This window comes from Cellulomonas sp. zg-ZUI22 (assembly GCF_017353535.1).
GTDB classification, from domain to species: domain Bacteria; phylum Actinomycetota; class Actinomycetes; order Actinomycetales; family Cellulomonadaceae; genus Cellulomonas; species Cellulomonas wangleii.
Window position 1 is genome coordinate 526,859 of sequence record NZ_JAFMUZ010000002.1, and the last position, 22,191, is coordinate 549,049.

The 22,191-nt window shown below is 75.9% G+C and carries 21 protein-coding genes and 1 riboswitch; of the genes, 4 read left to right on the forward strand and 17 right to left on the reverse strand.

From position 1 onward, the window contains the following. The first annotated feature begins 187 nt into the window (after positions 1-187). Together J1G43_RS10145 and J1G43_RS10150 are read left to right on the forward strand one after the other, a co-directional pair. Positions 188-1,648, forward strand: coding sequence for an NAD(P)/FAD-dependent oxidoreductase (locus tag J1G43_RS10145; protein WP_207378393.1), 1,461 nt, complete (start codon positions 188-190; stop codon positions 1,646-1,648). A gap of 213 nt (positions 1,649-1,861) precedes the next feature. Further along, positions 1,862-2,314 carry a hypothetical protein gene (locus tag J1G43_RS10150; RefSeq protein WP_207342245.1) on the forward strand — a complete coding sequence of 151 codons (453 nt, stop codon included), beginning with the start codon at positions 1,862-1,864 and terminating at the stop codon, positions 2,312-2,314. A gap of 33 nt (positions 2,315-2,347) precedes the next feature. Here J1G43_RS10150 and J1G43_RS10155 read toward each other — a convergent pair whose 3' ends face one another. Further along, positions 2,348-3,295: an aldo/keto reductase gene (locus J1G43_RS10155; protein WP_207370553.1), complete on the reverse strand. Its 948-nt coding sequence runs from the start codon at positions 3,293-3,295 to the stop codon at positions 2,348-2,350. A gap of 378 nt (positions 3,296-3,673) precedes the next feature. Here J1G43_RS10155 and J1G43_RS10160 point away from each other — a divergent pair, with 378 nt between their 5' ends. Beyond that, complete coding sequence (locus J1G43_RS10160) at positions 3,674-4,018, forward strand: RNA polymerase-binding protein RbpA (RefSeq protein ID WP_207342246.1); 345 nt, start codon at positions 3,674-3,676, stop codon at positions 4,016-4,018. Positions 4,019-4,171: 153 nt separating this feature from the next. On the opposite strand, the gene lnt is transcribed toward J1G43_RS10160, so the two are convergent. The 9 genes from lnt to J1G43_RS10205 all read right to left on the reverse strand — a co-directional run bounded on the left by lnt (position 4,172) and on the right by J1G43_RS10205 (position 15,371). Further along, positions 4,172-5,740 carry an apolipoprotein N-acyltransferase gene (gene lnt / locus J1G43_RS10165; protein ID WP_207378394.1) on the reverse strand — a complete coding sequence of 523 codons (1,569 nt, stop codon included), beginning with the start codon at positions 5,738-5,740 and terminating at the stop codon, positions 4,172-4,174. A 465-nt stretch (positions 5,741-6,205) separates the two neighbouring features. After that, a complete protein-coding gene (locus J1G43_RS10170; RefSeq protein WP_207370428.1) occupies positions 6,206-7,825 on the reverse strand; it encodes an amidohydrolase in 1,620 nt (539 codons plus the stop codon). A gap of 64 nt (positions 7,826-7,889) precedes the next feature. Next, the gene (locus J1G43_RS10175; protein ID WP_207370427.1) at positions 7,890-10,781 is read right to left on the reverse strand and encodes an RNA helicase; all 2,892 of its coding nucleotides are present in this window, start codon (positions 10,779-10,781) and stop codon (positions 7,890-7,892) included. A 31-nt stretch (positions 10,782-10,812) separates the two neighbouring features. Further along, the gene (locus J1G43_RS10180) at positions 10,813-11,727 is read right to left on the reverse strand and encodes a diacylglycerol kinase family protein (RefSeq protein ID WP_207342250.1); all 915 of its coding nucleotides are present in this window, start codon (positions 11,725-11,727) and stop codon (positions 10,813-10,815) included. Then, positions 11,724-12,566, reverse strand: a complete 843-nt coding sequence (gene tatC, locus J1G43_RS10185; protein ID WP_207378395.1) for a twin-arginine translocase subunit TatC — start codon at positions 12,564-12,566, stop codon at positions 11,724-11,726. The genes J1G43_RS10180 and tatC overlap by 4 nt, the downstream gene beginning before the upstream one ends. Positions 12,567-12,615: 49 nt before the next feature. After that, complete coding sequence (gene tatA / locus J1G43_RS10190; RefSeq protein WP_207342252.1) at positions 12,616-12,903, reverse strand: twin-arginine translocase TatA/TatE family subunit; 288 nt, start codon at positions 12,901-12,903, stop codon at positions 12,616-12,618. A gap of 95 nt (positions 12,904-12,998) precedes the next feature. Then, the gene (locus tag J1G43_RS10195; protein ID WP_207342253.1) at positions 12,999-13,331 is read right to left on the reverse strand and encodes a hypothetical protein; all 333 of its coding nucleotides are present in this window, start codon (positions 13,329-13,331) and stop codon (positions 12,999-13,001) included. Positions 13,332-13,333: 2 nt separating this feature from the next. After that, complete coding sequence (locus tag J1G43_RS10200; RefSeq protein WP_207342254.1) at positions 13,334-14,320, reverse strand: YafY family protein; 987 nt, start codon at positions 14,318-14,320, stop codon at positions 13,334-13,336. Next, the gene (locus J1G43_RS10205) at positions 14,313-15,371 is read right to left on the reverse strand and encodes a YafY family protein (RefSeq protein ID WP_207370425.1); all 1,059 of its coding nucleotides are present in this window, start codon (positions 15,369-15,371) and stop codon (positions 14,313-14,315) included. The genes J1G43_RS10200 and J1G43_RS10205 overlap by 8 nt, the downstream gene beginning before the upstream one ends. Before the next feature lie 73 nt (positions 15,372-15,444). Here J1G43_RS10205 and J1G43_RS10210 point away from each other — a divergent pair, with 73 nt between their 5' ends. Next, positions 15,445-16,602 (forward strand): DUF3866 family protein, encoded by a 1,158-nt coding sequence (locus J1G43_RS10210; RefSeq protein WP_207342256.1) that lies wholly within the window; start codon positions 15,445-15,447, stop codon positions 16,600-16,602. A gap of 43 nt (positions 16,603-16,645) precedes the next feature. Here the strand turns inward: J1G43_RS10210 and J1G43_RS10215 are convergent, their stop codons facing one another. The 7 genes from J1G43_RS10215 to ribD all read right to left on the reverse strand — a co-directional run bounded on the left by J1G43_RS10215 (position 16,646) and on the right by ribD (position 21,821). Continuing rightward, a complete protein-coding gene (locus J1G43_RS10215; protein WP_207342257.1) occupies positions 16,646-17,092 on the reverse strand; it encodes a PH domain-containing protein in 447 nt (148 codons plus the stop codon). A 1-nt stretch (position 17,093) separates the two neighbouring features. Further along, complete coding sequence (gene hisG, locus J1G43_RS10220; protein WP_207342258.1) at positions 17,094-17,942, reverse strand: ATP phosphoribosyltransferase; 849 nt, start codon at positions 17,940-17,942, stop codon at positions 17,094-17,096. 62 nt (positions 17,943-18,004) lie between these two features. Further along, a complete protein-coding gene (locus tag J1G43_RS10225; protein ID WP_207370423.1) occupies positions 18,005-18,268 on the reverse strand; it encodes a phosphoribosyl-ATP diphosphatase in 264 nt (87 codons plus the stop codon). A gap of 46 nt (positions 18,269-18,314) precedes the next feature. Next, complete coding sequence (gene ribH, locus J1G43_RS10230; protein ID WP_207370422.1) at positions 18,315-18,788, reverse strand: 6,7-dimethyl-8-ribityllumazine synthase; 474 nt, start codon at positions 18,786-18,788, stop codon at positions 18,315-18,317. Continuing rightward, positions 18,785-20,161 (reverse strand): 3,4-dihydroxy-2-butanone-4-phosphate synthase, encoded by a 1,377-nt coding sequence (gene ribB, locus J1G43_RS10235; RefSeq protein ID WP_207342261.1) that lies wholly within the window; start codon positions 20,159-20,161, stop codon positions 18,785-18,787. The genes ribH and ribB overlap by 4 nt, the downstream gene beginning before the upstream one ends. After that, on the reverse strand, positions 20,158-20,772 hold the full coding sequence (locus J1G43_RS10240; RefSeq protein WP_207370421.1) for a riboflavin synthase: 615 nt from the start codon (positions 20,770-20,772) through the stop codon (positions 20,158-20,160). The genes ribB and J1G43_RS10240 overlap by 4 nt, the downstream gene beginning before the upstream one ends. Then, positions 20,772-21,821 carry a bifunctional diaminohydroxyphosphoribosylaminopyrimidine deaminase/5-amino-6-(5-phosphoribosylamino)uracil reductase RibD gene (gene ribD, locus J1G43_RS10245; protein ID WP_207378471.1) on the reverse strand — a complete coding sequence of 350 codons (1,050 nt, stop codon included), beginning with the start codon at positions 21,819-21,821 and terminating at the stop codon, positions 20,772-20,774. The genes J1G43_RS10240 and ribD overlap by 1 nt, the downstream gene beginning before the upstream one ends. Positions 21,822-21,989: 168 nt before the next feature. Beyond that, positions 21,990-22,123, reverse strand: a riboswitch (FMN riboswitch). Positions 22,124-22,191: the final 68 nt, after the last annotated feature.

Below are 22,191 nucleotides of genomic sequence, written 5' to 3' on the forward strand. Positions count from 1 at the left end.
ACGGCCTCGCTCAGGCTGTTCTGACATAATGTGCATTATCGGCGTTTGCTCGCACGTCCCGCACGCACGGTTCGACACCGTGCGGCGGCCGCGGACTGCACGCCGCCGCCGCACGACACCTCCGGTGGCACCGGCTGCCCGGGATGGTTGAATCGCGAGGTCAGACGTCGACCCGAAGGGGCTCACCGTGGATGTCGCCGTCGTCGGCTCCGGCCCGAACGGACTGGCCGCGGCCGTCACGATGGCCCGTGCCGGGTTGGACGTCACCGTCCTCGAGGCGCAGCCGACCGTCGGTGGCGGTGCCCGCACGCTGGACCTGGGACTGGCCGACGGTCTGGTGCACGACGTGTGCTCCGCGGTGCACCCGATGGCCTGGGCGTCACCCTTCTTCCAGGCGATCGGCCTGGAGCGCCGTGTCGAGCTGCTCGTCCCGGAGGCGTCGTACGCCCAGCCGCTGCCCGGCGGCCGGGCCGGTGTGGCATGGCACGACCTGGAGCGCACCGTGGCGGGCCTGGGCGCGGACGGGCCGGCGTGGCGTGCGCTCGTGGGTGCGCTGTCCGGGCATGCGTCCGACGTCGTCCGCGTGGCGCTGGGTGACAAGCGCAGCGTCCCGACGGGACTGGTCCCGCGCGGCGTCGCCACGGCCGCGCGGTTCGGCCTCGGGGTGCTCGAGCAGGGCTCGGCCGCGTGGGGCCTGCGGTTCCGCGACGAGGTCGCGCCCGCGCTGCTGACCGGTGTCGCCGCGCACGCCATCACTCCCCTGCCCAGTCCGGCCGCCGCCGGGACCGCGCTGCTGCTGGCGTCCCTCGCGCACGCCGGACAGGGGTGGCCGATCCCCCGCGGCGGGTCCGGTGCGGTCGTCGCCGCCCTCGTCGACGACCTGCTCGCCCACGGCGGCACCGTCGTGGCGGACCATCCGGTGCGCAGCCGGCGTGACCTGCCGGACGCCCGGTGCGTCCTGTTCGACACGACGCCCCGGACCCTGCTCGAGGTGCTCGGTGACGAGCTGGCACCGGGGCGGCGCACCGCGCTGGAGCGGTACCGGCACGGGGACGGCGCCGCCAAGGTCGACTTCGTCCTGTCCGGGCCGGTGCCCTGGGAGCACCCCGACGTGGCCCGGGCCGGCACCGTCCACGTGGGCGGTACACGCCCGCAGATGGCGCGCGCCGAGGCCGAGGTGCACGCCGGACGCCACGCCGACCTGCCGATGTGCCTGGTCAGCGACCCGGCCACGGTCGACCCCGGCCGCGTGCGTGGCGGGTTGCGACCGCTGTGGACGTACGCGCACGTGCCGGCGGGGTCCGACGTCGACGTGACGGAGGCGGTCACCCGCCACATCGAGCGCTACGCCCCGGGCTTCCGCGACGTCGTCGTCGCGTCCCGGTGCGTCCCCGCGGCCCGGATGGCCGACCACAACGCCAACTACGTCGGCGGGGACATCGCCGCCGGTGCCGTGAGCCTGCGGCAGATCATCGCCCGCCCCACGGCCGCCGCGGACCCGTACGCGGCCGGTGCCGACGGGGTCTACCTGTGCTCCGCCGCCACCCCGCCGGGGCCCGGGGTGCACGGCCTGGGCGGGTGGTTCGCGGCGCGGCGGGCGCTGCGCCGCGAGTTCGGGATCCGGGTCCGACCCCTCGCCGGGGCCTGATCCCCCGCTGCGTCCGGACCCGGGCGCGCCGTGGACGTCAAGCGCGGCGCGCGACGTGCCGATCGTCCCCGCGTGACGAGTCCCGCGCGCGGTCACCGTGGCACGCCGCACGGGTGCGCCCCGAACCGACCACAGACCCGGTGCCGCCGTGCCGCGTCCACGGCCGGTCCGTCGGCGCGCCCGCACCCCGCGCCGCACGGCCAGGGTCGAGGCATGGACACGCCCGACGCGGCCGGCTGGGCCGCCCCCGGTCCCGACGACGACCTGCCCGTGCTGCCGGCGCACCCGCTGCGCGACGTCGACGACATCCTCGCGGCGATGCTGTCGCTCGTGGGCCCCGAACGCGCCGGTCCGCCGGCGCTGTGGCTCGCGCTGCTCGACGCGGACGGCACGATGCTGCCCGTCGTGCTGCCCCTCGTCGGCATCCCCCTGCACCCCGACCCGGCGCAGGTCCGGCAGGTGGTGGTCGCACTGGCGGACATCCTCACCCACGACGCGCCCGACGGGTCGGTGGCCGTGGCCGTCGTGCGGGCGGCCGGTGGTGACCGCGGGTCGTTGGAGCGCGCGTGGGAGCACGCCCTGCGCACCACGACCGCGGACCACGGCGTGCGGCTCAGCGCCGTGGTCGCGATCGGCGAGCACCGCGCACGCGTGCTCGGCCCGTGAGGTCGTGCCCTGAGGCCTGCTCGTGGCCGCAGGTCACACCGGACCGGGCGCGGCCTCGTCGATGGCGGCGAGCTGCTCGAGCGTCGGCTCCCACAGCGCCGCGGCCACGTTCGCACGCACCTGCTCGGGCGTGCGGGCACCCGAGATGATCGACGCCACGGCCGGCTGCGCCGCCAGGCCGCCGAGCGCCACCGTGGGCAGGTCGACCCCCCAGTCGGCAGCGAGCGCGGCGAGCGCCTCGATGCGGTCGAAGTCCGCCGCGGCCAGCCGCTGCGGCATACGTGCCAGCCGGCTGCCCGCCGGCGCCGCCTCACCGCGGCGGTACTTGCCCGTCAGCAGGCCGGATGCGAGCGGGACGTACGGCAGGATGCCGACGCCCACGTGCTCGGCGGCCGGCACGAGCTCGGCCTCGGCGCCGCGGTCCAGCAGGTTGTACCGGTTCTGGGCGGAGACGAACGGAGTCGTCCCGGCGGTCCGTGCGGCCCAGTCGGCGTCGACCACCTGCCAGGCCGCGAGGTTCGAGGACCCCAGGTACCGGACCTTGCCCTCGACGACGAGCTCGTGCAGCGCGGCCAGCGTCTCCTCGACCGGGGTGCCGGGGTCGGGTGCGTGCAGCTGGTACAGGTCGACGTGGTCCGTGCCCAGCCGGCGCAGCGAACCCTCGATCGCCCGGCGGACGTACCGCCGGGACCCGCGAGCGCCCCAGTCGGCGCCGTGCAGGCCGCGCACGTCCATCCCGAACTTGGTCGCCACGACGACGTCGTCGCGGTGGCCCCGCAGCGCGGCGCCCAGCAACTCCTCGCTCTGCCCCGGCACTCCCCCGTACACGTCGGCGGTGTCGAACAGGGTGACGCCCGCGTCGAGCGCAGCCCCGACCACCGCCCCCACACCCTCGGGGTCCAGCGTCGCGCCGAACGTGTTGCACCCGAGGCCGGCCGTGGAGACCGTCAGTCCGCTGTCGCCCAGCCGGCGGTACGTCATCGTCATGGCGCCCACCCTAGGGACCCCCCGACCCGCGCGCCGCGGGGACGGGCCCGCCGCCCGGGAGCGGTCCGCAGGACGCAACGCAGCGCCCGAGCGTGCCGCGCGGCTCGATGTGGGCACGTCGCCCACCGGGGTGCCGCCGTCCCCCGTCCGGCGCTCCCCCGACGCGCGACGGGCGCCGGTTCCTGACAGGGTGGGGTCTCCACCGCGACGTGCGTGCGGCGCACGGAGGGGTGTTCACCAGACCTTCACGGTCGGCCGGAACATCGGGGTACCCGGCCGCGTTGACAGTCAGGTAGCAGAACGATTCGACTCACGATCCGGCAGGGCCCACCACGAGCGGGTCCACCGGGACGACACGGCACGGAGGTCCACATGGCCAACAGGTCCCTGCGCGGCATGCGCATCGGGTCCCACAGCATGGAGACCGAGGAGGGCGTCGACTTCGCCCCTCGGCTCCAGGCGCACTACGACTGCCCCAACGGCCACACCATCATCCTGCCGTTCTCCGTGGAGGCGGACGTGCCGGTGGTCTGGGAGTGCCGCTGCGGTGCCGAGGCTCTGCTGCGCGACGCGGCGCAGCCCGAGGCCAAGGCCGGCAAGCCCCCGCGCACGCACTGGGACATGCTCCTCGAGCGGCGCACGGTGAACGAGCTGCAGGAGCTGCTCGACGAGCGCCTCGGCCTGCTGCGCGCGGGCAAGCTGCGCCGCAGCGCCTGACGACGCGCACCGCACAACCCGACGACGCCCCGGTGGAGACACCGGGGCGTCGTGCTGCGTCGGCCCGGCGGTGCGGTCCCACGACGATGACGGCCTCTTCCGAGGCGATGCGGCACCGGCGCCCGGCGGTGCCCAGGAGCGTCGACGGAGGTCTCAGGCGGGGCCGTCGGGCCGCTCGGCCCGCGGCAGCCTGGCCGCGCCCACCATGCCCGCCAGGACCACCCACACGGCGAGCACGTCGGCGACCAGCGCCGGCCAGTCGCCCGCGCGCGTCGCGGGCGTCAGGGACTCGCGCAGCGGCAGGTTCGCGATCATCTCGGCGTCGGTGAACAGCTCCGTGCGCTGCGTGACGACACCGTTGGGCTCGATGACCGCGCTCACGCCGACCGTCGAGATCTGCACGGTCGCGCGTCCGTGCTCGATCGCACGCAGCCGCGACATCGCCAGCTGCTGCGTGGACTCGTCCGACCAGCCGAACGACGCGTTGTTGGTCTGCACCACGAGCAGCTCGCCACCCTCGCTGACCGCGTCACGGACGATGGCGTCGTAGGCGACCTCGAAGCAGATCACGTCACCCACGACCACGGTGCGGCCCAGGCGGGACGACTCGACCGGGATGACGCCGGGCTCGGTGCCGGGCAGCATGTCGCGCGACACCAGGTCGACGGCGTCGGAGAAGTGCCGCACGAACGAGCGCATCGGGATGTACTCGGCGAACGGCGCGGGCCGCTGCTTGGAGTAGCGGGCCACCGGCCCCTCCCCCGGCTGCCACAGCAGCGCCGTGTTGTACCGGCCCCCGGCGTCGGGGTACTCCACGGTGCCCACGAGCACCGGTGCACCCACCTCCTGCGCGACGCCGTCGATGAGGCCCGCTGCCTCGGCGTCGACCTGCGGGTCGATGTCCGTGCCGTTCTCCGGCCAGAGCACGAGGTCCAGGTCGCCCGGCTGGACGTCCTCGAGCAGCGCCCGGGTGCCGGCGACGTGGTTGTCGAGGACCTGACGGCGCTCGCCGAACGCGTCGAGCTTGCCGGGCTCCGGCACGTTGCCCTGCACCGCCCCGACCCGCAGGGTCCCCTGCTGCGCGACGGTGTCCAGCGGGATGAGCAGCGACCCGACGACCAGGGCACCGGCGGCGGCCAGGGCACCGGCGGTCCGACCCAGGGCGACCTGCCCCGCCGCGAGCACGGCCCGTGCCAGCAGCACGCCGAGTGCTGCGACGACGGCGCTGAGCACCGGGGTGCCGCCGAGCCACATGTACGCGGACAGCGACGAGTCGGCCTGCGAGAACGCGAGCCGACCCCACGGGAAGCCTCCGAACGGCCAGGCGGAGCGCAGCTCCTCGACGCCGACCCACAGCACCACGAACGCCGCGAGCTGCCACGCGCCGCTGCGCCAGACCGCGTGACCGCGCCTGGCCCAGGCCCACGCGGCGCCGAAGAGCGCCACGTAGCCTGCCTCGAACACCGTCAGTGCCAGCCACGGGACCGGCCCGACCGCGTCGTTCGCCCACGTGATCATGGGCCCGAAGCACGTCAGGCCCCACACGAGGCCGACCAGGGCGTTCCAGGCGGCGGAGTCGCGGCGCAGCGCCAGGTACAGCAGTGCCATGCCCACCGGGGCCAGGAGCGACAGGCCGGGCTCCGGGAAGGCGAGACGCGTGACCAGGCCGCCCGCGGCGGCCAGGACGAGCGTCAGCCAGCGGGCGGACGGTGGGACGGGCACCGCAGCAGCGTACGTCAGCCTCCGGAGGGGCCCCGTCGAGGCCCCGGTGACGACCGGGGACCGCACGGCCGGCCCGACCGACCGGCCCGCGCGCCCTTCGTACCGGCGAGGACGAGTCCTGCCGTTTTCTGTTGAGCGCGCGGACCCGGTCGGAGCTCGGACCGTGCGGCACCGGTCAGTGGCTCGTGGGTCCCCCTCCGGTGCCCGCAACGACGGGCCACTGCGAAACTACCCGTCTGACCCACCCTGTCAAGGGGACGTACGGCCAGGTCAGCGAGATCGGCGCAGGCCAGCACGGGTCCGTGGGTCCGCGTGCACTCCCCCCGCGCGGCGTGTCGCCCGCGTGTCGGCCATGCGGGCGATCTGGACGGTTCACCGGCTGCGCGAGCGGCGCCGTTTTTCACCCAGGGACGTCGCCGGCGCGGTGTGTCACGGACCCCACCGGACCGAAGGCCGGCGGCCGCGTCAGCCCAGCGCGTCGTGCAGGACGACACCTGCGCGCACCGTGCGCAGGCAGCGCGGCGCGGGCTCGTCGGGGCCGAGGTCCGGCAGCAACGGGCTCCCGGCACGCGCGTCGGCGCTCCACGTCGACGTGCGCGACGCCTGGACCACGAGGTGCTCGGCCTGCCACACCGCCAGGTGCGCGGGCGCACCGACCCGCAGCTCACCGGCACCGCTGTGGTCGAGCCCTGCCAGCCGCCATCCGCCGCGGGTCGCGGCCCGGAACGCCGCCCGCGCGCTGATGCGCTGGTCGGCCTGGTGGTGCGCCGATGCGGCCCGCACACCACCCCAGGGGTCGAACGGGGTGACGGGTGTGTCCGATCCCAGGGCGAGCGGCACGCCGGCGGCCGCGAGGTCGGCGAACGGGTTCAGCGCTGCCGCCCTTCCCCGGCCCAGCCGTGCGGCGTACATGCCGCCGGGGCCGCCCCACGTCGCGTCGAACGCCGGCTGCACCGACAGCCGCAGGCCCAGCAGCAGGATCTGCGCGAGCGAGTGGGCGTCGACCATCTCGGCGTGCTCGACGCGGTGGCCGGCGGCGGCGATCGCCGCCGAGCCCTCGACGTCCGCCGCGGCCCGCATCCCCAGCAGCAGCTCGTCCAGCGCGCGGTCCCCGATGACGTGGAAGCCGGCCTGCGACCCGGCCCGCGTCACTGCCGTGACGTGGTTCGCGATCTGCTCGGCGGTCAGGTGCAGGGTCCCGGACGTCCCCGGCGCGTCGGCGTACGGGTGCCGCAGGGCCGCGGTGCGCGAGCCCAGGGAGCCGTCGACGTTGAGGTCGCCGCCGATGCCCGTCAGGCCGGGCAGGTCGGCCAGCAGCGCGCGTGCGTCGTCGACCGTGACGCACGCCTCGGCGCGGTAGCCCACGACGAGCGGCAGGGCGGACGCCGCGTCCGCGGTCGTCGTCAGCAGCTCACGCAGGCCGTCACGGGTGTCGACGTGGGGCGCGGACTGCTCGTGGACCGCCACGATCCCGGCGGCCGCCGCCCGCCTCAGCGCGTCGCGGTACAGCGCGGTGCGCTCCTGCGCGTCGACCGCGAGAGCAACATCGCGGGCCGCGTGGTGCGCGGCCCCGACCACCAGGCCGTCCTGGGACCACCCGGGCAGGTCCCGCAGGCCGGCCAGGTCGGCCAGCGCGCTCGACACCACCGCCGAGTGCACGTCCACGCGGGCGAGGTACACGGGCAGACCCTGCCCGGCGGCGTCGAGCTCCGCCCGGGTCGGCGCCCGACCCTCGGGCCACGCGCCCTCGTCCCAGCCGGTGCCGTGCACGACACGGCGGTCCCCCGCCCCGCGCCGCGCGGCGACGGCCGCGACGGCGTCCAGCACGGCGGGCAGGGAGGCGCCGGTCAGGTCGAGCCCGGCCGCCGCGAGGGCGGTCTCGAGCAGGTGGACGTGCGCGTCCACGAAACCGGGCGCGACCAGCGCACCGCCCAGCTCGACCACCTCGTCGACGCCGGCGACCAGGCCGTCGGCCGTGTCGTCGGAGCCGAGCCAGGCGACGACCCCGTTCTCGACGAGGAGCGCTTCGGCGAAGGGGTCGGCCGGGGAGTGCACGACGCCGTGCCGGTACAGGGTCGAGCTCACATCAGCACACGATAGGGCCACGGCGGGCCGGTTGCGGTCCGCACACCGGCGACGGCCGCGGGCCTCAGACCGCCGAGTACGCCACGACGCCACGACGCACGGCCGCGACCGCCCGGCCCGCCGTCGTGCGCAGCCGCTCCGTCGGCGCCGCGCCGGCGACCTGGTCGAGCACGTCGACGACCTGCTTGCACCAGCGCACGAAGTCACCGGCAGCCAGGTCGGTCCCCCGCAGCACGGCATCCAGGCTGCGCCCGGCGGCCCACCGGTGGATCGGCTCCACGAGCCCCAGGTCCAGCGGCTGGATGGTGTCGAGGCGCGCCCCGTGCTCCAGGTCCTCCAGCTCGGACCACGCGCGCACCGCGGCGTCGAGCGCGTGGCCCAGCCGGCTGTCCGGGCCCCCGGGCACGCGAGGCTCGGTGTCCTCCTCGCGGCGCGACCGGTAGACGATCGTGGAGACCGCCGCGGCCAGGCCCGGCGGGTCCAGCTCGTCCCACACGCCACGTCGCAGGCACTCCGCGAGCACCAGGTCGTTCTCCGCGTACAGGCGGCGCAGCCAGCGGCCGTCGTCGGTCACGCGCAGCGCCCCGGTGTCGTCCGTGGCGAGGTAGCCCAGGGTGCCCAGCACGTCGCAGATGCGGTCGAACACCGCCGCGATCGAGCCCGTGCGCCCCGAGATGCGACGCACCAGGGCGGCGTGCTCGTCACGCAGCCGCTCCCACCGCTCCGCCCAGCGCGCGTGGTCCTCGCGGTCGGGGCACCGGTGGCAGGGGTGCGCGCGCAGGCGGCGCCGCAGCGACGCGAGCTCGGCGTCCTCCGTGGCCGCCGACCGGGCCTCGGCACGCCGCCCCCCGCCTCGGGCGGGCGAGGGCACCACGTCGAGCTCGTCCAGCCGGGCGCGCAGGCGCGCGGCCAGGTCACGCCGCGCGGCCGGCACCCGTACCTCGAACCGTCCCGGTACCCGTAGCCGACCGACCGTCCGCAGGCCCGTCCCGACGTCGGCGACGGTGAGCCGACGCACACGTCGGTCCGTGGTCAGCACGGTCGGGCGCGGGCCGTCGAACCCGCCACCGCCACCGGGGTCCACGACGACCGCGTGCTCGGCGCGGCGACCGACGGGGATCTCGACCACGTCGCCCACGTGCAGCCCCTCGAGCGTGCGGGTGACGTCGGCCCGCCGTGCGGCCGCCGCCGCCTTGGCCATGCCGCGCTCGCGGTCGGTGATGGCGCGGCGCAGGGTCATGTACTCGGCGAAGTCCCCCAGGTGGCACGACATGGCCTCGGCGTACCCCTCGAGGGCCTCGGCGTGCGTCTGCGCCTGGCGTGCCAGGCCCACGACGCCGCGGTCGGCCTGGAACTGGGCGAACGACGTCTCGAGCACGTCGCGCGCCCGCTCCCGGCCCACCTGCGCCACGAGGTTCACGGCCATGTTGTACGTCGGACGGAACGACGAGCGCAGCGGGTAGAGCCGCCGCGACGCCAGCCCTGCCAGCTGGACGGGATCCAGCCCGGGGTGCGCGACGACGACGGCGTGCCCCTCGGTGTCGATGCCCCGGCGCCCGGCGCGGCCGGTGAGCTGGGTGTACTCCCCCGGCGTCACGTCGACGTGCGCGCTGCCGTCCCACTTGACCAGCTTCTCGAGGACCACGGAGCGTGCCGGCATGTTGATGCCCAGCGCGAGGGTCTCGGTCGCGAACACGACCTTGACCCACCCCCGCGAGAACAGGTGCTCCACCGTCTCCTTGAACAGCGGGAGCATGCCCGCGTGGTGCGCGGCGACGCCGCGCGCGAGGGCCTCGACGAAGGCGTCGTACCCGAGCACCCCCAGGTCCTCGGGCGGGATCGCGGCACACCGCTCCTCGACGACGCGACGGATCTCGGCCTGCTCCCGCGGGTCGGTGAGGCGCACCCCCGCGGACAGGCACTGCTGCACGGCCGACTCGCAGCCCACCCGCGAGAAGATGAAGACGATCGCGGGCAGGAGACCGGCCTCGGCGAGCTCGTCGACGACCACGAACCGCGGCGGCGGGCGCAGGCCCGGCCCGTGCCGGTGGCCGCCGCGTCCCCGGTGCCCGCGGTCGCGCGGGCCGCGCTGGTCGCGCACGCCGGCCGGCTGGCGCCGCAGGAGGTGCGTCAGGTCCGGGTTGATGGGCGGGTCGACGCCGGGCGCCGTCGGGTCGACGTGCCCGGCGTACAGGTCGAGCAGCTGGTCGCCCACCAGCACGTGCTGCCCCAGCGGCACGGGGCGGTGCTCGCTGACCACCACCGTGGTGTCGCCGCGCACGGTCGCCAGCCAGTCGCCGAACTCCTCGGCGTTGGACACGGTGGCCGACAGGGACACCAGCTGCACGTCGTCGGGCAGGTGGATGATCACCTCCTCCCAGACCGGACCGCGGAACCGGTCCGCCAGGTAGTGCACCTCGTCCATGACGACGTAGCCGAGTCCCTGCAGCGCCGGCGACCCCGCGTACAGCATGTTGCGCAGCACCTCGGTCGTCATCACCACGACGTCGGCGTCGCCGTTGACGGTCGTGTCCCCCGTGAGCAGGCCGACGCGCTCGGCGCCGTGGACCCGCGCCAGGTCCGCGTACTTCTGGTTCGACAACGCCTTGATGGGCGTCGTGTAGAACGCCTTGCGTCCCGAGGCGAGGGCGAGGTGGACGGCGAACTCTCCGACCACCGTCTTGCCGGCACCGGTCGGCGCCGCGACGAGGACACCGCTACCGCGCTCCAGGGCCGCGCACGCCTCGACCTGGAAGTCGTCCAGCGGGAAGTCCAGGCGGGCACGGAACGTGCCGAGCTCGCCACGCTCCGCGGCGGCCCGGCGACGCGCGGCCGCGTACCGCTCCGCGGGCGACGGCTCGTGGTCGGGCTCCCGCGGGGGCTGCGCGGTGGACGGGCCGCCGGACCGGCTGGGCTCGGCGGACGCGGCACGGGACGGTCGGCGACGTGGGGGCACGGGCCCACCCTAGGCACGCCCCGGCGGTGCGCTACCGGAGCACGCCGAGCGCGCCCGGCACCACCTCGACGAGCAGCGGCAGGGCGTCCACGCGCTCACCGTCCGCGAACGCGACCGGCGGTGCCGGGCCGAGCGCGGGGGCCGGCTCGACCAGCACGCGCCGCCCCCGGAGCACCTGCACCCGCGGGTCGTCGACGTGCTTGCCGCGGTAGATCCGCGGGAACACCCCGAGCGCCTGCCTGCGGGTCAGCGGTCCCGCGAGCACGACGTCGAGCAGGCCGTCGTCCGGGACCGCGTCGGGTGCGATGGGCAGCCCGCCACCGAACCAGGGCGTGTTGGCCACCGCCACGACCGTGCCCGCCGACTCCCAGACGACGTCGTCGACCTGCACGCGGTACCCGTACGGCCGGAAGGCGGCCAGCTCCGGGGGCAGCGCTCGCAGGTAGCGCGCGTGGCCCCGCGGCCACGTCAGGGCGTTCGCGCGCGCGTTGACGGCCGCGTCGAGCCCGCAGGACAGGACGCCGGCGCACCAGGTGCCCCGGGACCCGTCGGGCGGGCCGGCACGCAGCGCGTCGACCCGCTGCGGTGCGTCGCGCAGCGCACGGTCGATGACGGCGACCGCCCGGTCGACGTCGGCGCGCGGCAGCCCGAGGGCGCGCGCCACGTCGTTGCCGGTGCCCACCGCGACGATGCCCAGCGGCACGTCGGTGCCGGCCACGACGTCGACACCGAGGTGCACCATCCCGTCCCCGCCGACGACGACGAGCGCGTCGAGCCCGACCGTGGCTGCCTGCCGAGCCAGGTGCGTGGCCTGCGCGAGCGTCGGCGCCGACAGGTCGTGGACCACGTGCCCGGCGCGCTCCAGCAGCCGGTGGGCGCGTCGTCCGACACGGGTTCCCTGACCGGTGCCGGCGACGGGGTTGACGACCAGCCCGACCGTGCTCATGCGGTGCCGGGCGTGGCGTCGGTGCGCGCGCCCGGCCCGGTGGCGTCCCGGGTGGCGTCGTCAGGAGTCGTCTCGTCGGGCACGGTGCCGTCCGGGCGCGGCAGGCCCTGCGCGACGAGTGCGCGGTCCAGCCGGCGGTCGTGCAGCAGGCACACCCCGAGCGCACCGAGGAAGAGCAGGCAGATCGGCACGGCGACGACGAGCATGGAGACGGCGTCCGGGGTGGGGGTCGCGATGGCGGCGAAGACGAACGCGAGGACGATCGCCCACCGCCACCCCGCGGCCCACGTGCGCGCGCGGACGAGCCCGGCGAAGGTCAGGGCCACCATGACGACCGGGAGCAGGAACCCCAGGCCGAAGGCCAGGACGATCCGCATGACGAACGACAGGTAGAGCTGGGCGTCGACCCAGTTGGTCGTCTCCGCGGGCGCGAAGGCGGTGAACAGGCGCACCGCGTTGGGCAGCGCCCACCACGCGAGCCCTGCGCCGGCGAAGAAGAGCGGCACCCCGACGGCGATGAACCCGACCGCGTAGCGGCGCTCCTTGGACGTCAGCCCGGGGGTGATGAAGGCCCACAGCTGGTACATCCACCAGGGCGCGGTGAACAGCACCGCGAGGAAGAGGGAGACCTTCACCTGGACGTCGAACGCCGTCGCCACGCCCTGGAAGTTCAGCGACACGCGGTCGTCGCGGGCGTCGGCGGCGTCGAGGATCGGCTGCTGGAGCAGGTGGAAGACCGGCTCGTAGAGGAACCATCCCCCGACCGCGCCGACCACCAGGCCGAGCGCGATCAGCACGATCCTGCGACGCAGCTCGCGCAGGTGCTCGCGCAGCGGCATGCGGGCTCCGGGGTCCGCCGCGCGTCGGGGCTTGCGGCTCACCGGCCGGTCAGGCGCGCGGCGGTGCGGCCGGCGCCGCGGGCGGCGGTGGGGGCACGTCACCGGCGGCCGGGGCGGTACCGGTGGTGGTGCCGGTCACCGGGTCGACGTCGACCACGGGGTCGGGGGTCGTGGTGCCACGGCGCCCGTCGTCCGCGAGGTCCTTGACCTCGTTCTTGAAGATCTTCATGGACTGCCCGATGCTCTTGGCGAGTCCCGGGAGCCGGTTCGCCCCGAAGAGCAGCAGGACCACCACCAGGACCATGATCACGTGCACGGCGCTGACGTTCCTGAGCATGACGACCCCTCTGTGGTCCGTTGTCCTGCGGCGAGTCTACGGGGTGGGCCTCCGGAGTCGAAGCGCTTCCGCACGCCGTCCGGGAGCGATTCGCCTCACCCGAACCAGCGGGTCGACGCATCGGCGACCGTGGCGCGGTGCCGCTCCCGGCGGCGCAGCCGGTGCTCCCGGCGGACGGCCCGCAACAGCTCGACCCGGTCACGCAGCTCCTGCGGGTCACGCCCGAGGGCCGGTCGGACCTCCACCCCGGCCGCGCGTGCCTGCTCCTCGAGCTCGGCGGTGCGGGCGGAGAGGCGGTCGGCCACCTCGCCCGCCCGCGCGAGCTCGTGGCCCAGGGCGACCGCCGCGTGCCACAGCCGCCGGCCGATCAGGAACGCGCCGGCCAGCGTCGCCAGGACCAGGACCGTCCACACCGTGAACCAGAACACCGTCAGCACTCCCCCGCGGTCGTCTCGAGCAGCGGCGCGTAGGCCGCCAGGGCGCCGCGGGCGGTCGCGGCCACGTCGTGCGCGACGTGCGCGGGCCGCACGTCGAGGACGTCGTCCGCCACCTGCAGCAGCAGGTGGCGGATCCAGGCCGGCTGCACCACACGCAGCTCGACCTCGAACGCCCCGTCGGCCAGCTCGCGCGTGCGCTCCACCGGGACCGTCTCGGCGACCCACCGCGCCCGGCCCGCCAGGCGGACGGTCACGAGCTCGCCGGACGCGTCGGGCTGGAACACGTCGGCGTCGGCGGCGACCGGGTGCTCCTCGGCCGGGACGTCGAGCACCTCGGCGTCGACGATCCGGTCGACACGGAACAGCCGCTCGGCGTCGGCCGCGAGCGACCACGCCAGCAGGTAGGAGTGCTCGTCCTCGCTGACCAGGCGCACGGGGTCCACGTCCCGCTCGGTGACGACGTCGGACGCGTCCACGTACCGCAGCCGCAGGCGGCGGCGTCCGGACAGGGCCGCGCCCACCGCGGCGGCGACCGCCGGCACGGCGCCGACCTGCAGCTCGACGTCCACCGGGACCCCCGCGGCCGCGTCGCCCGTGGCGGCCTGCACCTTGGCGAGCACGGAGTCCAGCACGGCCGCGCGCTCGGCGTCCATCGCGGGCCGCAGCGCAGCCAGGGAGCGCAGCGCGGCCAGCAGGGCCACGCCCTCGCGGGGGCCGAGGCGCAGCGGTCGCGTCACCCCGCGCCCCTCGGTGAGCCGGACGACGCCCTGCTCGTAGGAGGACGCGTCGAAGTCGATGAGGTCGTCCGGCAGGTACCCCGGCGTGCCGGTCACCCACAGGGTGTCGACGTCGGCCATGACCTGCTCGGGGGTGACGCCGAACTGGGCGGCGACCTGGTCCACGGGCACGTCCTCGTGCCGCTCGAGGTAGGCGATCATGCCCAGCATCCGCACCAGGCGGTCGCTCGCGCGCTCAGGCACCGCGTGCCTCCTCGGCGTCGGCGCGGTGCGGGGCCTCGTGGTGCGCCGGACGCGCGTCGAGGGTCGCGGCGACGCGCAGCATGCCGACCACGGCGTCGCGCACCTGCGGCGGGTCGAGCACGACGACGGCGTCGCCGTACCCGACGACCTCCTCGGCGAGCTCCCAGTCGACCCGGAACGGCACCGCCAGCAGGTCGCGCCCGGCGAGGACGTCGTCGGCACCGGTGGGCAGCGTGACGTCGGTCGGGGCCTGCGTGGCCCGCGCCCGCAGCGCACCGGCCCGCCCGGGGGTGACCGCGAGCAGGGCCGTCTGCTCCGGTCCTGCGGCACCCCACGTCCGCGCGGCGTCGGCGAGCTCGTCGGCGGTGGGCGGCGGGAAGCCGCCGGGCTCTCCCGCCGGTCGCACGGGTCCGCGGATGCGGGACAGGCGGAACGAGCGGCTGGCGCCGCGGTCGAGGTCCCGGGCGAGCAGCACCCAGCCGCCGCGGCGCGCCAGCAGCCGCCACGGCTCGACGCGCCGCTCGCGCACCTCCCCGGTGGTGGCCGCGTGGTACGTGAACCGCACGGCCTGGCGGTTCTGCACGGCGTCGACGAGCGGGGCGAATGCCTCGCCGCCCGCGCGCACCCGCGGGGCGAGGCCGGCGACGAGGTCGTGGGCCTCGGGTGCCGTGCCCACGGCGCGCAGCTTGGTCAGCGCGCGCGTCGAGTCGGCGCGCAGCGACTGGTCCTGCCAGACCTGGGCGGCCAGAGCCAGGACCCCCAGCTCGGCGGCCGTCAGCTCGATGGGCGGCAGCGACCAGTGGGCGGTGTCGATGCGGTACCCGACGTCGTCGCCGTGCCCGGCGTGCGTCACGGTGAGCACCGGGACGCCGAGCTCGCGCAGCGTGTCCTTGTCGCGCTCGAACATCCGCTCGAACGCGTCGTCGGAGCGGGCGTCGCCGTATCCGGCCACGGAGGCGCGCACCTGCTCCTTGGTCATGCGCCCGGTGGTGTTCACCAGAGCGATGACGAGGTTGAGCAGGCGCTCGGCGGGCGGGATCGCGGGGGGCATCGGGCACCACGGTAGTCGTCCGGAGGCGCCCGGGCGGCGCGGGACGCTCCCGCCGCGCCGGTAGCGTGGGTGCGTGATCGCGTGGCGTGCGGGAGTCGTGACGGAGTGCCGGGCCCGGTGGGACGGCGCGTGCGAGTCGACGGTGGCGATCGAGGGCGAGGACCGCACCGTGCGGGCGCTGTCCTACCCGCACCTCGTCGGCGAGGTCGTGCCGGGTGCGCGGGTGCTGCTCAACGCCACGGCGCTGCTGCGCGGGCTCGGTACCGGCGGGTACGCCCTGGTGGTCGCCCGCACCGACTCGTTGGTGCCCGACCCGCTGCCCGGTCCCGGTCACCTGGTCAAGGCGCGGTACACGCCCCTGCAGGCGATGGTCCTGGGGGTGGACGACCAGGAGTCCGCGCACCACGAGGTGCTGCGCGAGGCCGACGACCTCGCCGGGCTGCCGGTGGTCGTGGCCGACCTGCACTCGGCGCTGCCAGCGGTGGTCGCCGGTGCCCGCGCCGCGGCCGACCGTCTCGGGCGTCCGGCGCCGCGGGTGGCGTACGTCATGACGGACGGCGGGGCGCTGCCGGCCTGGTTCTCCCGCGCGGTCGACGGCCTGCGCTCGGCGGGGTGGCTGCAGGCGTGCGTGACGGTGGGTCAGGCGTTCGGTGGAGACCTGGAGGCGGTGACCGTCCACACGGGGCTGCTGGCCGCGCGGCACGTGGTCGGCGCCGACCTCGTGGTCGTCGCGCAGGGGCCCGGCAACCTCGGGACGGGCACGCGCTGGGGGTTCTCGGGGGTCGCCGCCGGGGAGGCGCTCAACGCGGCCGGTGTCCTGGGCGGGCGGCCCGTCGCGTCGCTGCGCGTGTCGGGAGCCGACGCCCGCGACCGGCACCTGGGCGTGTCCCACCACTCGCTGACGGCGTACGGCCGCGTGGCGCTGCTCCCGGCCGACGTCGTCGTGCCGGAGTTCGCCCCGGACCTGCCCGGCACCCCGCAGGACCTCACCGCCGACCCCGACCCCGCGGCGTGGGCCGCCTTCGGGGCGCGCGTCGCGGCGCAGGCGGACGGGATCACGGCCCCGGCGGGGCGGCACACCGCGGTGCGGGTCGGCGCGGGGACGGCGCTGCTGGACGCCCTGCGCACGTGCCCCGTGCGGCTGTCGACCATGGGTCGGGGCCTGGACGCCGACCCGGCCGCGTTCCTCGCGGCGGCCGTGGCCGGCGCGCACGCCGTGACCGCGGGCTGACGCGGCGCCGCCGGCCCGGTGGACCGATCCGGCCGTGGCCGGGTCAGTCGTCGGCGGTCGTGGCGCTGCGGCGTGCGACCAGCGTGGCCAGGCGGCGCGCCTCCCGCTCGGCACGCTCGCCGTCGGCGCGCTGCACGCCCATGACGGCCAGGGTGTCCCCGTCCGCGAGGTCGAGCTGCACCCAGGGCCGGCCCTGGCCGAACCGCACCGAGACGATCTGCGCCCAGGTCACGTGCGTGGTGACCAGGAGGTTGCGCACGCGCAGGCCGGTCGCGTCCGGGACCGCGCTGACGGAGGCCTGCCGCCAGCAGAACCACGCGATCGCGAGGGCGAACAGCACGAACGCCACCTGGTCGAGCGGCGAGAGCCCGGGCATGACGGCGACGAGCAGGACCGTCAGGGCGAGCACGGCCACCGCGACGCCCAGCGTGACGGCGCGCGCGAGCCGCGGCCGGAAGGGTGCGTCGAGCCGGTCGTCGTCGGGCGTCACATCAGATCCGGCAGGCGAGGATCGACGTCACGAGGATCGCGCGGGCGCCCACGTCGTACAGGGCGTCCATGACGCGGTTGGTCTGGTTGCGCGGCACCATCGCCCGCACGGCGGCCCACTGGCCGTTGTGCAGCGGGGACACCGTGGGCGACTCCAGGCCGGGGGTGATGGCGACGGCCCGGTCCACCAGCTCCAGCGGCACGTCGTAGTCCATGAGGACGTACTCGCGGGCGGTGAGCACGCCCTGCAGCCGGCGGGTGAGGATGTCCAGGCCCGCGGGCTGGTCCACGTCGGCACGCCGGACCAGGACGGCCTCGGAGCGCAGGATCGGCTCCCCGAAGACCTCGAGGCCGGCGGCGCGCAGCGTCGAACCGGTCTCGACGACGTCGGCGATCACGTCGGCGACGCCGAGGCGGATGGCCGACTCGACCGCGCCGTCGAGCCGCACGACCGCGGCGGGCTCGATGTCACGCTCGCGCAGGTAGGCGCCCACGAGCTCGGCGTAGGAGGTGGCGACCCGCAGCCCGGCGATCTGCCGGGCGTCGGTCAGCCGGCCGGCGGTGCCGGCGAAGCGGAACGTGGAGCGTGCGAAGCCGAGCGGCAGGTGCTCGACCGCGGACGAGGCGGAGTCGATGAGCAGGTCGCGGCCGGTGATGCCGACGTCGACGGTGCCGGCACCGACGTACACCGCGACGTCGCGCGGGCGCAGGAAGAAGAACTCCACGTCGTTGTCCGGGTCCGGCAGGACCAGCTCGCGCGAGTCGCGGCGCTGCCGGTACCCGGCCTCCCGGAGCATGTCGACGGCGGGCTCCGACAGGGAGCCCTTGTTGGGGACGGCGATCCTCAGCACGGTGTCCTCGGGTGGTTCGGTGGGTGTCGGTGGGCGGTGCGTCCGGCTGCGGCCGGGACCCCTCACAGGTGCGTGTACACGTCCTGCAGCGTCAGCCCCTTGGCGAGCATGAGCACCTGCAGGTGGTACAGCAGCTGGGAGATCTCCTCGGCGGCGCGCTCGTCGGACTCGTGCTCGGCCGCCATCCAGACCTCGGCCGCCTCCTCGACGATCTTCTTGCCGATCGCGTGCACACCGGCGTCCAGCTCGGCGACCGTGCCCGACCCCTCGGGGCGGGTGACGGCCTTCTGGGACAGCTCGGCGTACAGCTCCTCGAACGACTTCACGAGCCGAGCCTAGACGTCCGCCCGGCCCCAGCCGCACACGGGTCCGTCATGCGTCGCCCAGCGCACGCAGAGTGAGCGCCGTGGCGACCGCCGCCTGCGCGGCCTCGGCGCCCTTGTCCTCCCGCGAGCCGGGCAGCCCGGCGCGGTCGAGCGCCTGCTGCTCGTCGTCGCACGTGAGCAGCCCGAACCCGACGGGGACGCCGGTGTTCAGGCCGACCTGCGTCAGGCCCCAGGTGGCGGCCTGGCACACGTAGTCGAAGTGCGGGGTGCCGCCGCGGATGACGACCCCGAGGGCGACGACCGCGTCGGCCGTGCCCGCGGCGCGCTGCGCGGCCACGGGCAGCTCGAAGGAGCCGGGGACGCGCACCGTGGTGACGTCCTGCACACCGGCCTCGGCGAGCGCCCGCTCGGCGCCGGCGACCAGGCCGTCCATGACGGTGGTGTGCCAGCTCGCGGCGACGACGACGACCTTCAGGCCGCGGCCGTCCAGGTCCAGGGTGGGTGCGCCTGCGCCGCTCATGCCAGCTCCTCCAGGGGTTCGAACGTGTGGTCGGTCGTGTCGGCGCCCGCGGGTGCGGGGCCGGCGAGGACGGGGGCGACGTGCACGGCGGGTGCCACGGCCGGGGCGCCGTCGGTCGTGGGGTCGTCGAGGTGCAGCGCGTGGCCCATGCTGACGGCCTTGGTGCGCAGGTACGCCTCGTTGTGCGGGGTGCGTCCCACCTCCAGGCCGCGCACCTGGGTGACCTCGATGCCGTGGGCGCGCAGCCCGGCGACCTTGGCCGGGTTGTTGGTCAGCAGGCGGACGCGCCGCACGCCGAGCGCGGCGAGGATCGCCGCCGCCGCGCCGTACTCGCGCCGGTCGGCGGGCCACCCGAGGTCGACGTTCGCCTCGATCGTGTCGCGGCCCTCGTCCTGCAGGGCGTAGGCGGCGACCTTGGCGAGCAGCCCGATCCCGCGGCCCTCGTGCCCGCGCAGGTAGACGACCGCGCCGCCCTCGGCCGCCGCGATCTGCAGCGCCGCGTCCAGCTGCGGGCCGCAGTCGCACCGCGCGGAACCGAAGGCGTCACCGGTGAGGCACTCGGAGTGCACGCGCACCGTCGGCTCGGCGGCCAGCCCCGAGGTCGAGACGAGCGCCACGTGCTCGTCACCGGTGCGCAGGTCGCGGAACCCGTGGATGCGGAAGTCGCCGTGGCGTGTGGGCAGGTACGCGGTGTGGGTGGCGTGCACGCGCGGCGCGAGGGCGGCCGGCTCGACGGGCTCCGGCTCCGTGTCGCCGTGGGCGAGCCGCCAGGCCCGCAGGTCGGCGATCGTCAGGAGCACCAGATCCTCGTCGGCGGCGATCGCGGCCGCGTCCGGCAACCGCATCATGCTGCCGTCGTCGTGCACGAGCTCGGCGATCGCGGCGACGGGCTCCAGGCCGGCGAGCCGGCACAGGTCCACCGCGGCCTCGGTGTGCCCCGCACGGTGCAGCACCCCACCGGGCACGGCGCGCAGCGGCAGCACGTGCCCGGGGCGGATCAGGTCGGTGCGGCCCGAGGCGGGGTCCGCCAGGACCCGCAGCGTGCGGGCGCGGTCGGCGGCGGAGATCCCCGTGGTGACCCCCGTCGCGGCGTCGACGGTGACCGTGTACGCGGTGCGACGCGGGTCCTGGCTGTGCGGGACCATGAGCGGCAGGTCCAGCGCGTCCGCACGCTCCCCGGTCATCGGTGCGCAGAGGTAGCCCGAGGAGTGCCGGATGGTCCAGGCGACCCACTCCGGCGTCGCGGACTGCGCCGCGAGGACCACGTCGGCCTCGTTCTCACGGTCCTGGGAGTCGGAGACGAGCACCGGGCGGCCGGCACGCAGCGCGGCGAGCGCCTCCTCGACCGTGCCCAGACGGATGTCGGCGCTCACCGGGTCACTCCCGCCGTGGCCAGCAGCCGCTCGGTGTACTTCGCGAGCACGTCGACCTCCAGGTTGACCCGCGCCCCGGGCGCGAGCGCCCCCAGCGTCGTGACCTGCAGGGTCGTGGGGATCAGCGACACGCCGAACGTGTCGTCGCCCACGTGCGTCACCGTCAGCGACACCCCCTGCACCGTGATGGAGCCCTTCTCCGCCACGTAGCGCGCCAGCGCCGGCTCGAGCCCGATCTCCACGTCGTCCCAGCGGGGGCCGGGCTGGCGGGACCGCACGACGCCGACACCGTCGACGTGCCCCTGCACGACGTGCCCGCCGTACCGGCCGCCGACGGCCAGTGCCCGCTCGAGGTTGACGGCGTCCCCCGGGGCGAGGTCGCCCAGCGCGGAGCGACGCAGCGTCTCGGGCATCACGTCGGCGACGAACGTGCCGTCGCCCGGCAGGTCCGCGACGGTCAGGCACACGCCGCTGACCGCGATCGAGTCCCCGGGCCGCGCGTCGGACGTGACCAGCGGTCCGCGCACGCGCAGCCGCGCGTCCGCCTCGTCCCCGGCCCCGCGCTCCAGCGCGACGACCGTGCCCTGCTCCTCGACGATCCCGGTGAACATCAGTGCTCCTCCTCGGTGGACGGACGTGCGGCCGGGGCGGGTGCCTCGTCGGCCGGGGCGTTGCGGACCGTGGCGACGACGAGCACGTCGGGCCCCAGCGGGACCACCGTGCTCGGCTCCAGGCGCAGCGCCTGCGTGATGGTGGTGATGCCGAGGTCGCCGACCGCGGCCGGGCCGGCGCCCAGCAGCACCGGGGCGACGTACGCGTGGACCTCGTCGACCAGGCCGGCCGCGAGGAACGCGGCGGCGAGCGTCGGGCCACCCTCGACCAGCACGTGGCGCACCTCGCGCTCGTGCAGCACGGCCAGCACCTGCGCGGGGTCGTGGGTGCGCACGGTCACGAGCTCTCCACCGGGGCCCCGCAACCGGCTGCCGGCGGGCACGTCGCGATGACCCACGACGACCCGCAGCGGCTGGTGCTCGACGAGCGAGCCGTCCTCGGTCCGCGCCGTCAGCGACGGGTCGTCGGTCAGCGCGGTGCCCGTGCCCACGACGATCGCCCCGACGTCCGCGCGCAGCGCGTGGGCGTGCCGGCGTGCCACGTCCGACGTGATCCAGCGGCTCGTGCCGTCGACGGCCGCGATCCGCCCGTCGAGCGTGGTGGCGGTCTTCAGGGTCACGAAGGGGCGACCGTGGCGCACCGCGGGCAGCCAGGCGCCCAGCGCGGCCAGGCCCTCGTCGTCCAGGACGCCCGTCAGGACGTCGACCCCGGCCTCCCGCAGGCGGCGCGCTCCCCCGGCGGCGACGGGGTTGGGGTCCTCCACGGACACCACGACCCGCGCGATCCCGGCCGCGAGCAGCGCCGTCGAGCACGGGCCGGTGCGCCCGGTGTGGTCGCACGGCTCGAGGGTCACCACCGCCGTGGCGCCGTGCACGTCAGCACCGCGCTCGCGGGCGTCGGCCAGCGCCGCGACCTCCGCGTGCGGGGTGCCCGCACCGCGGTGCCAGCCCTCCCCGAGCACGGCGCCGTCGCGGTCGAGCAGGACGCACCCGACACGGGGGTTGGGGCCCATCGGTCCGCGGTGCGCCAGCTCGAGCGCCCGGCGCATCGCGGCGACCTCGCGCGGGAGCGCGTCCTGCGGGCCCGGAACGGTCAGGTCGCGCGCGGCGTCCTGCGTCGTCGTCCGCGTCACCGTCCACCTCCGTCGCCGTCAGGGCTCCGGGGCAGCACGGGCGGAGGACCGTACCGTCACGGCACGCCCCAGGGCGCACCGCGCACGCGTCTCCTCCCATCCGGACTTTCACCGTCGGTCCCGGAGTTCCACCAGGTCAACCGCTCACCCCTCGCGGGGATCACGGGTCGCGGACTGTCACCGCCGGCTCGGACTTTCACCGACCCCGGAGCACGTGTGTGTTCGACAACGATGATGCCACACGGGGCATTCCCGCCGGGCCGCTCGCCCGCGCCCGGACCTGCGG

What these genes read in the sequence shown, in the direction of transcription:
- J1G43_RS10155 (WP_207370553.1), bottom strand. Translation starts at nt 3,295, where the DNA reads ATGACGTACCGCCGGCTGGGCGACAGCGGACTGACGGTCTCCACGGCC.
- ribH (WP_207370422.1), bottom strand. Translation starts at nt 18,788, where the DNA reads ATGAGCGGCGCAGGCGCACCCACCCTGGACCTGGACGGCCGCGGCCTG.
- ribD (WP_207378471.1), bottom strand. Translation starts at nt 21,821, where the DNA reads ATGCGCCGGGCGCTCGAGCTGGCGCACCGCGGACCGATGGGCCCCAAC.
- tatA (WP_207342252.1), bottom strand. Translation starts at nt 12,903, where the DNA reads ATGCTCAGGAACGTCAGCGCCGTGCACGTGATCATGGTCCTGGTGGTG.
- J1G43_RS10240 (WP_207370421.1), bottom strand. Translation starts at nt 20,772, where the DNA reads ATGTTCACCGGGATCGTCGAGGAGCAGGGCACGGTCGTCGCGCTGGAG.
- J1G43_RS10205 (WP_207370425.1), bottom strand. Translation starts at nt 15,371, where the DNA reads ATGCCCCCCGCGATCCCGCCCGCCGAGCGCCTGCTCAACCTCGTCATC.
- J1G43_RS10180 (WP_207342250.1), bottom strand. Translation starts at nt 11,727, where the DNA reads ATGAGCACGGTCGGGCTGGTCGTCAACCCCGTCGCCGGCACCGGTCAG.
- J1G43_RS10160 (WP_207342246.1), top strand. Translation starts at nt 3,674, where the DNA reads ATGGCCAACAGGTCCCTGCGCGGCATGCGCATCGGGTCCCACAGCATG.
- tatC (WP_207378395.1), bottom strand. Translation starts at nt 12,566, where the DNA reads ATGCCGCTGCGCGAGCACCTGCGCGAGCTGCGTCGCAGGATCGTGCTG.
- J1G43_RS10150 (WP_207342245.1), top strand. Translation starts at nt 1,862, where the DNA reads ATGGACACGCCCGACGCGGCCGGCTGGGCCGCCCCCGGTCCCGACGAC.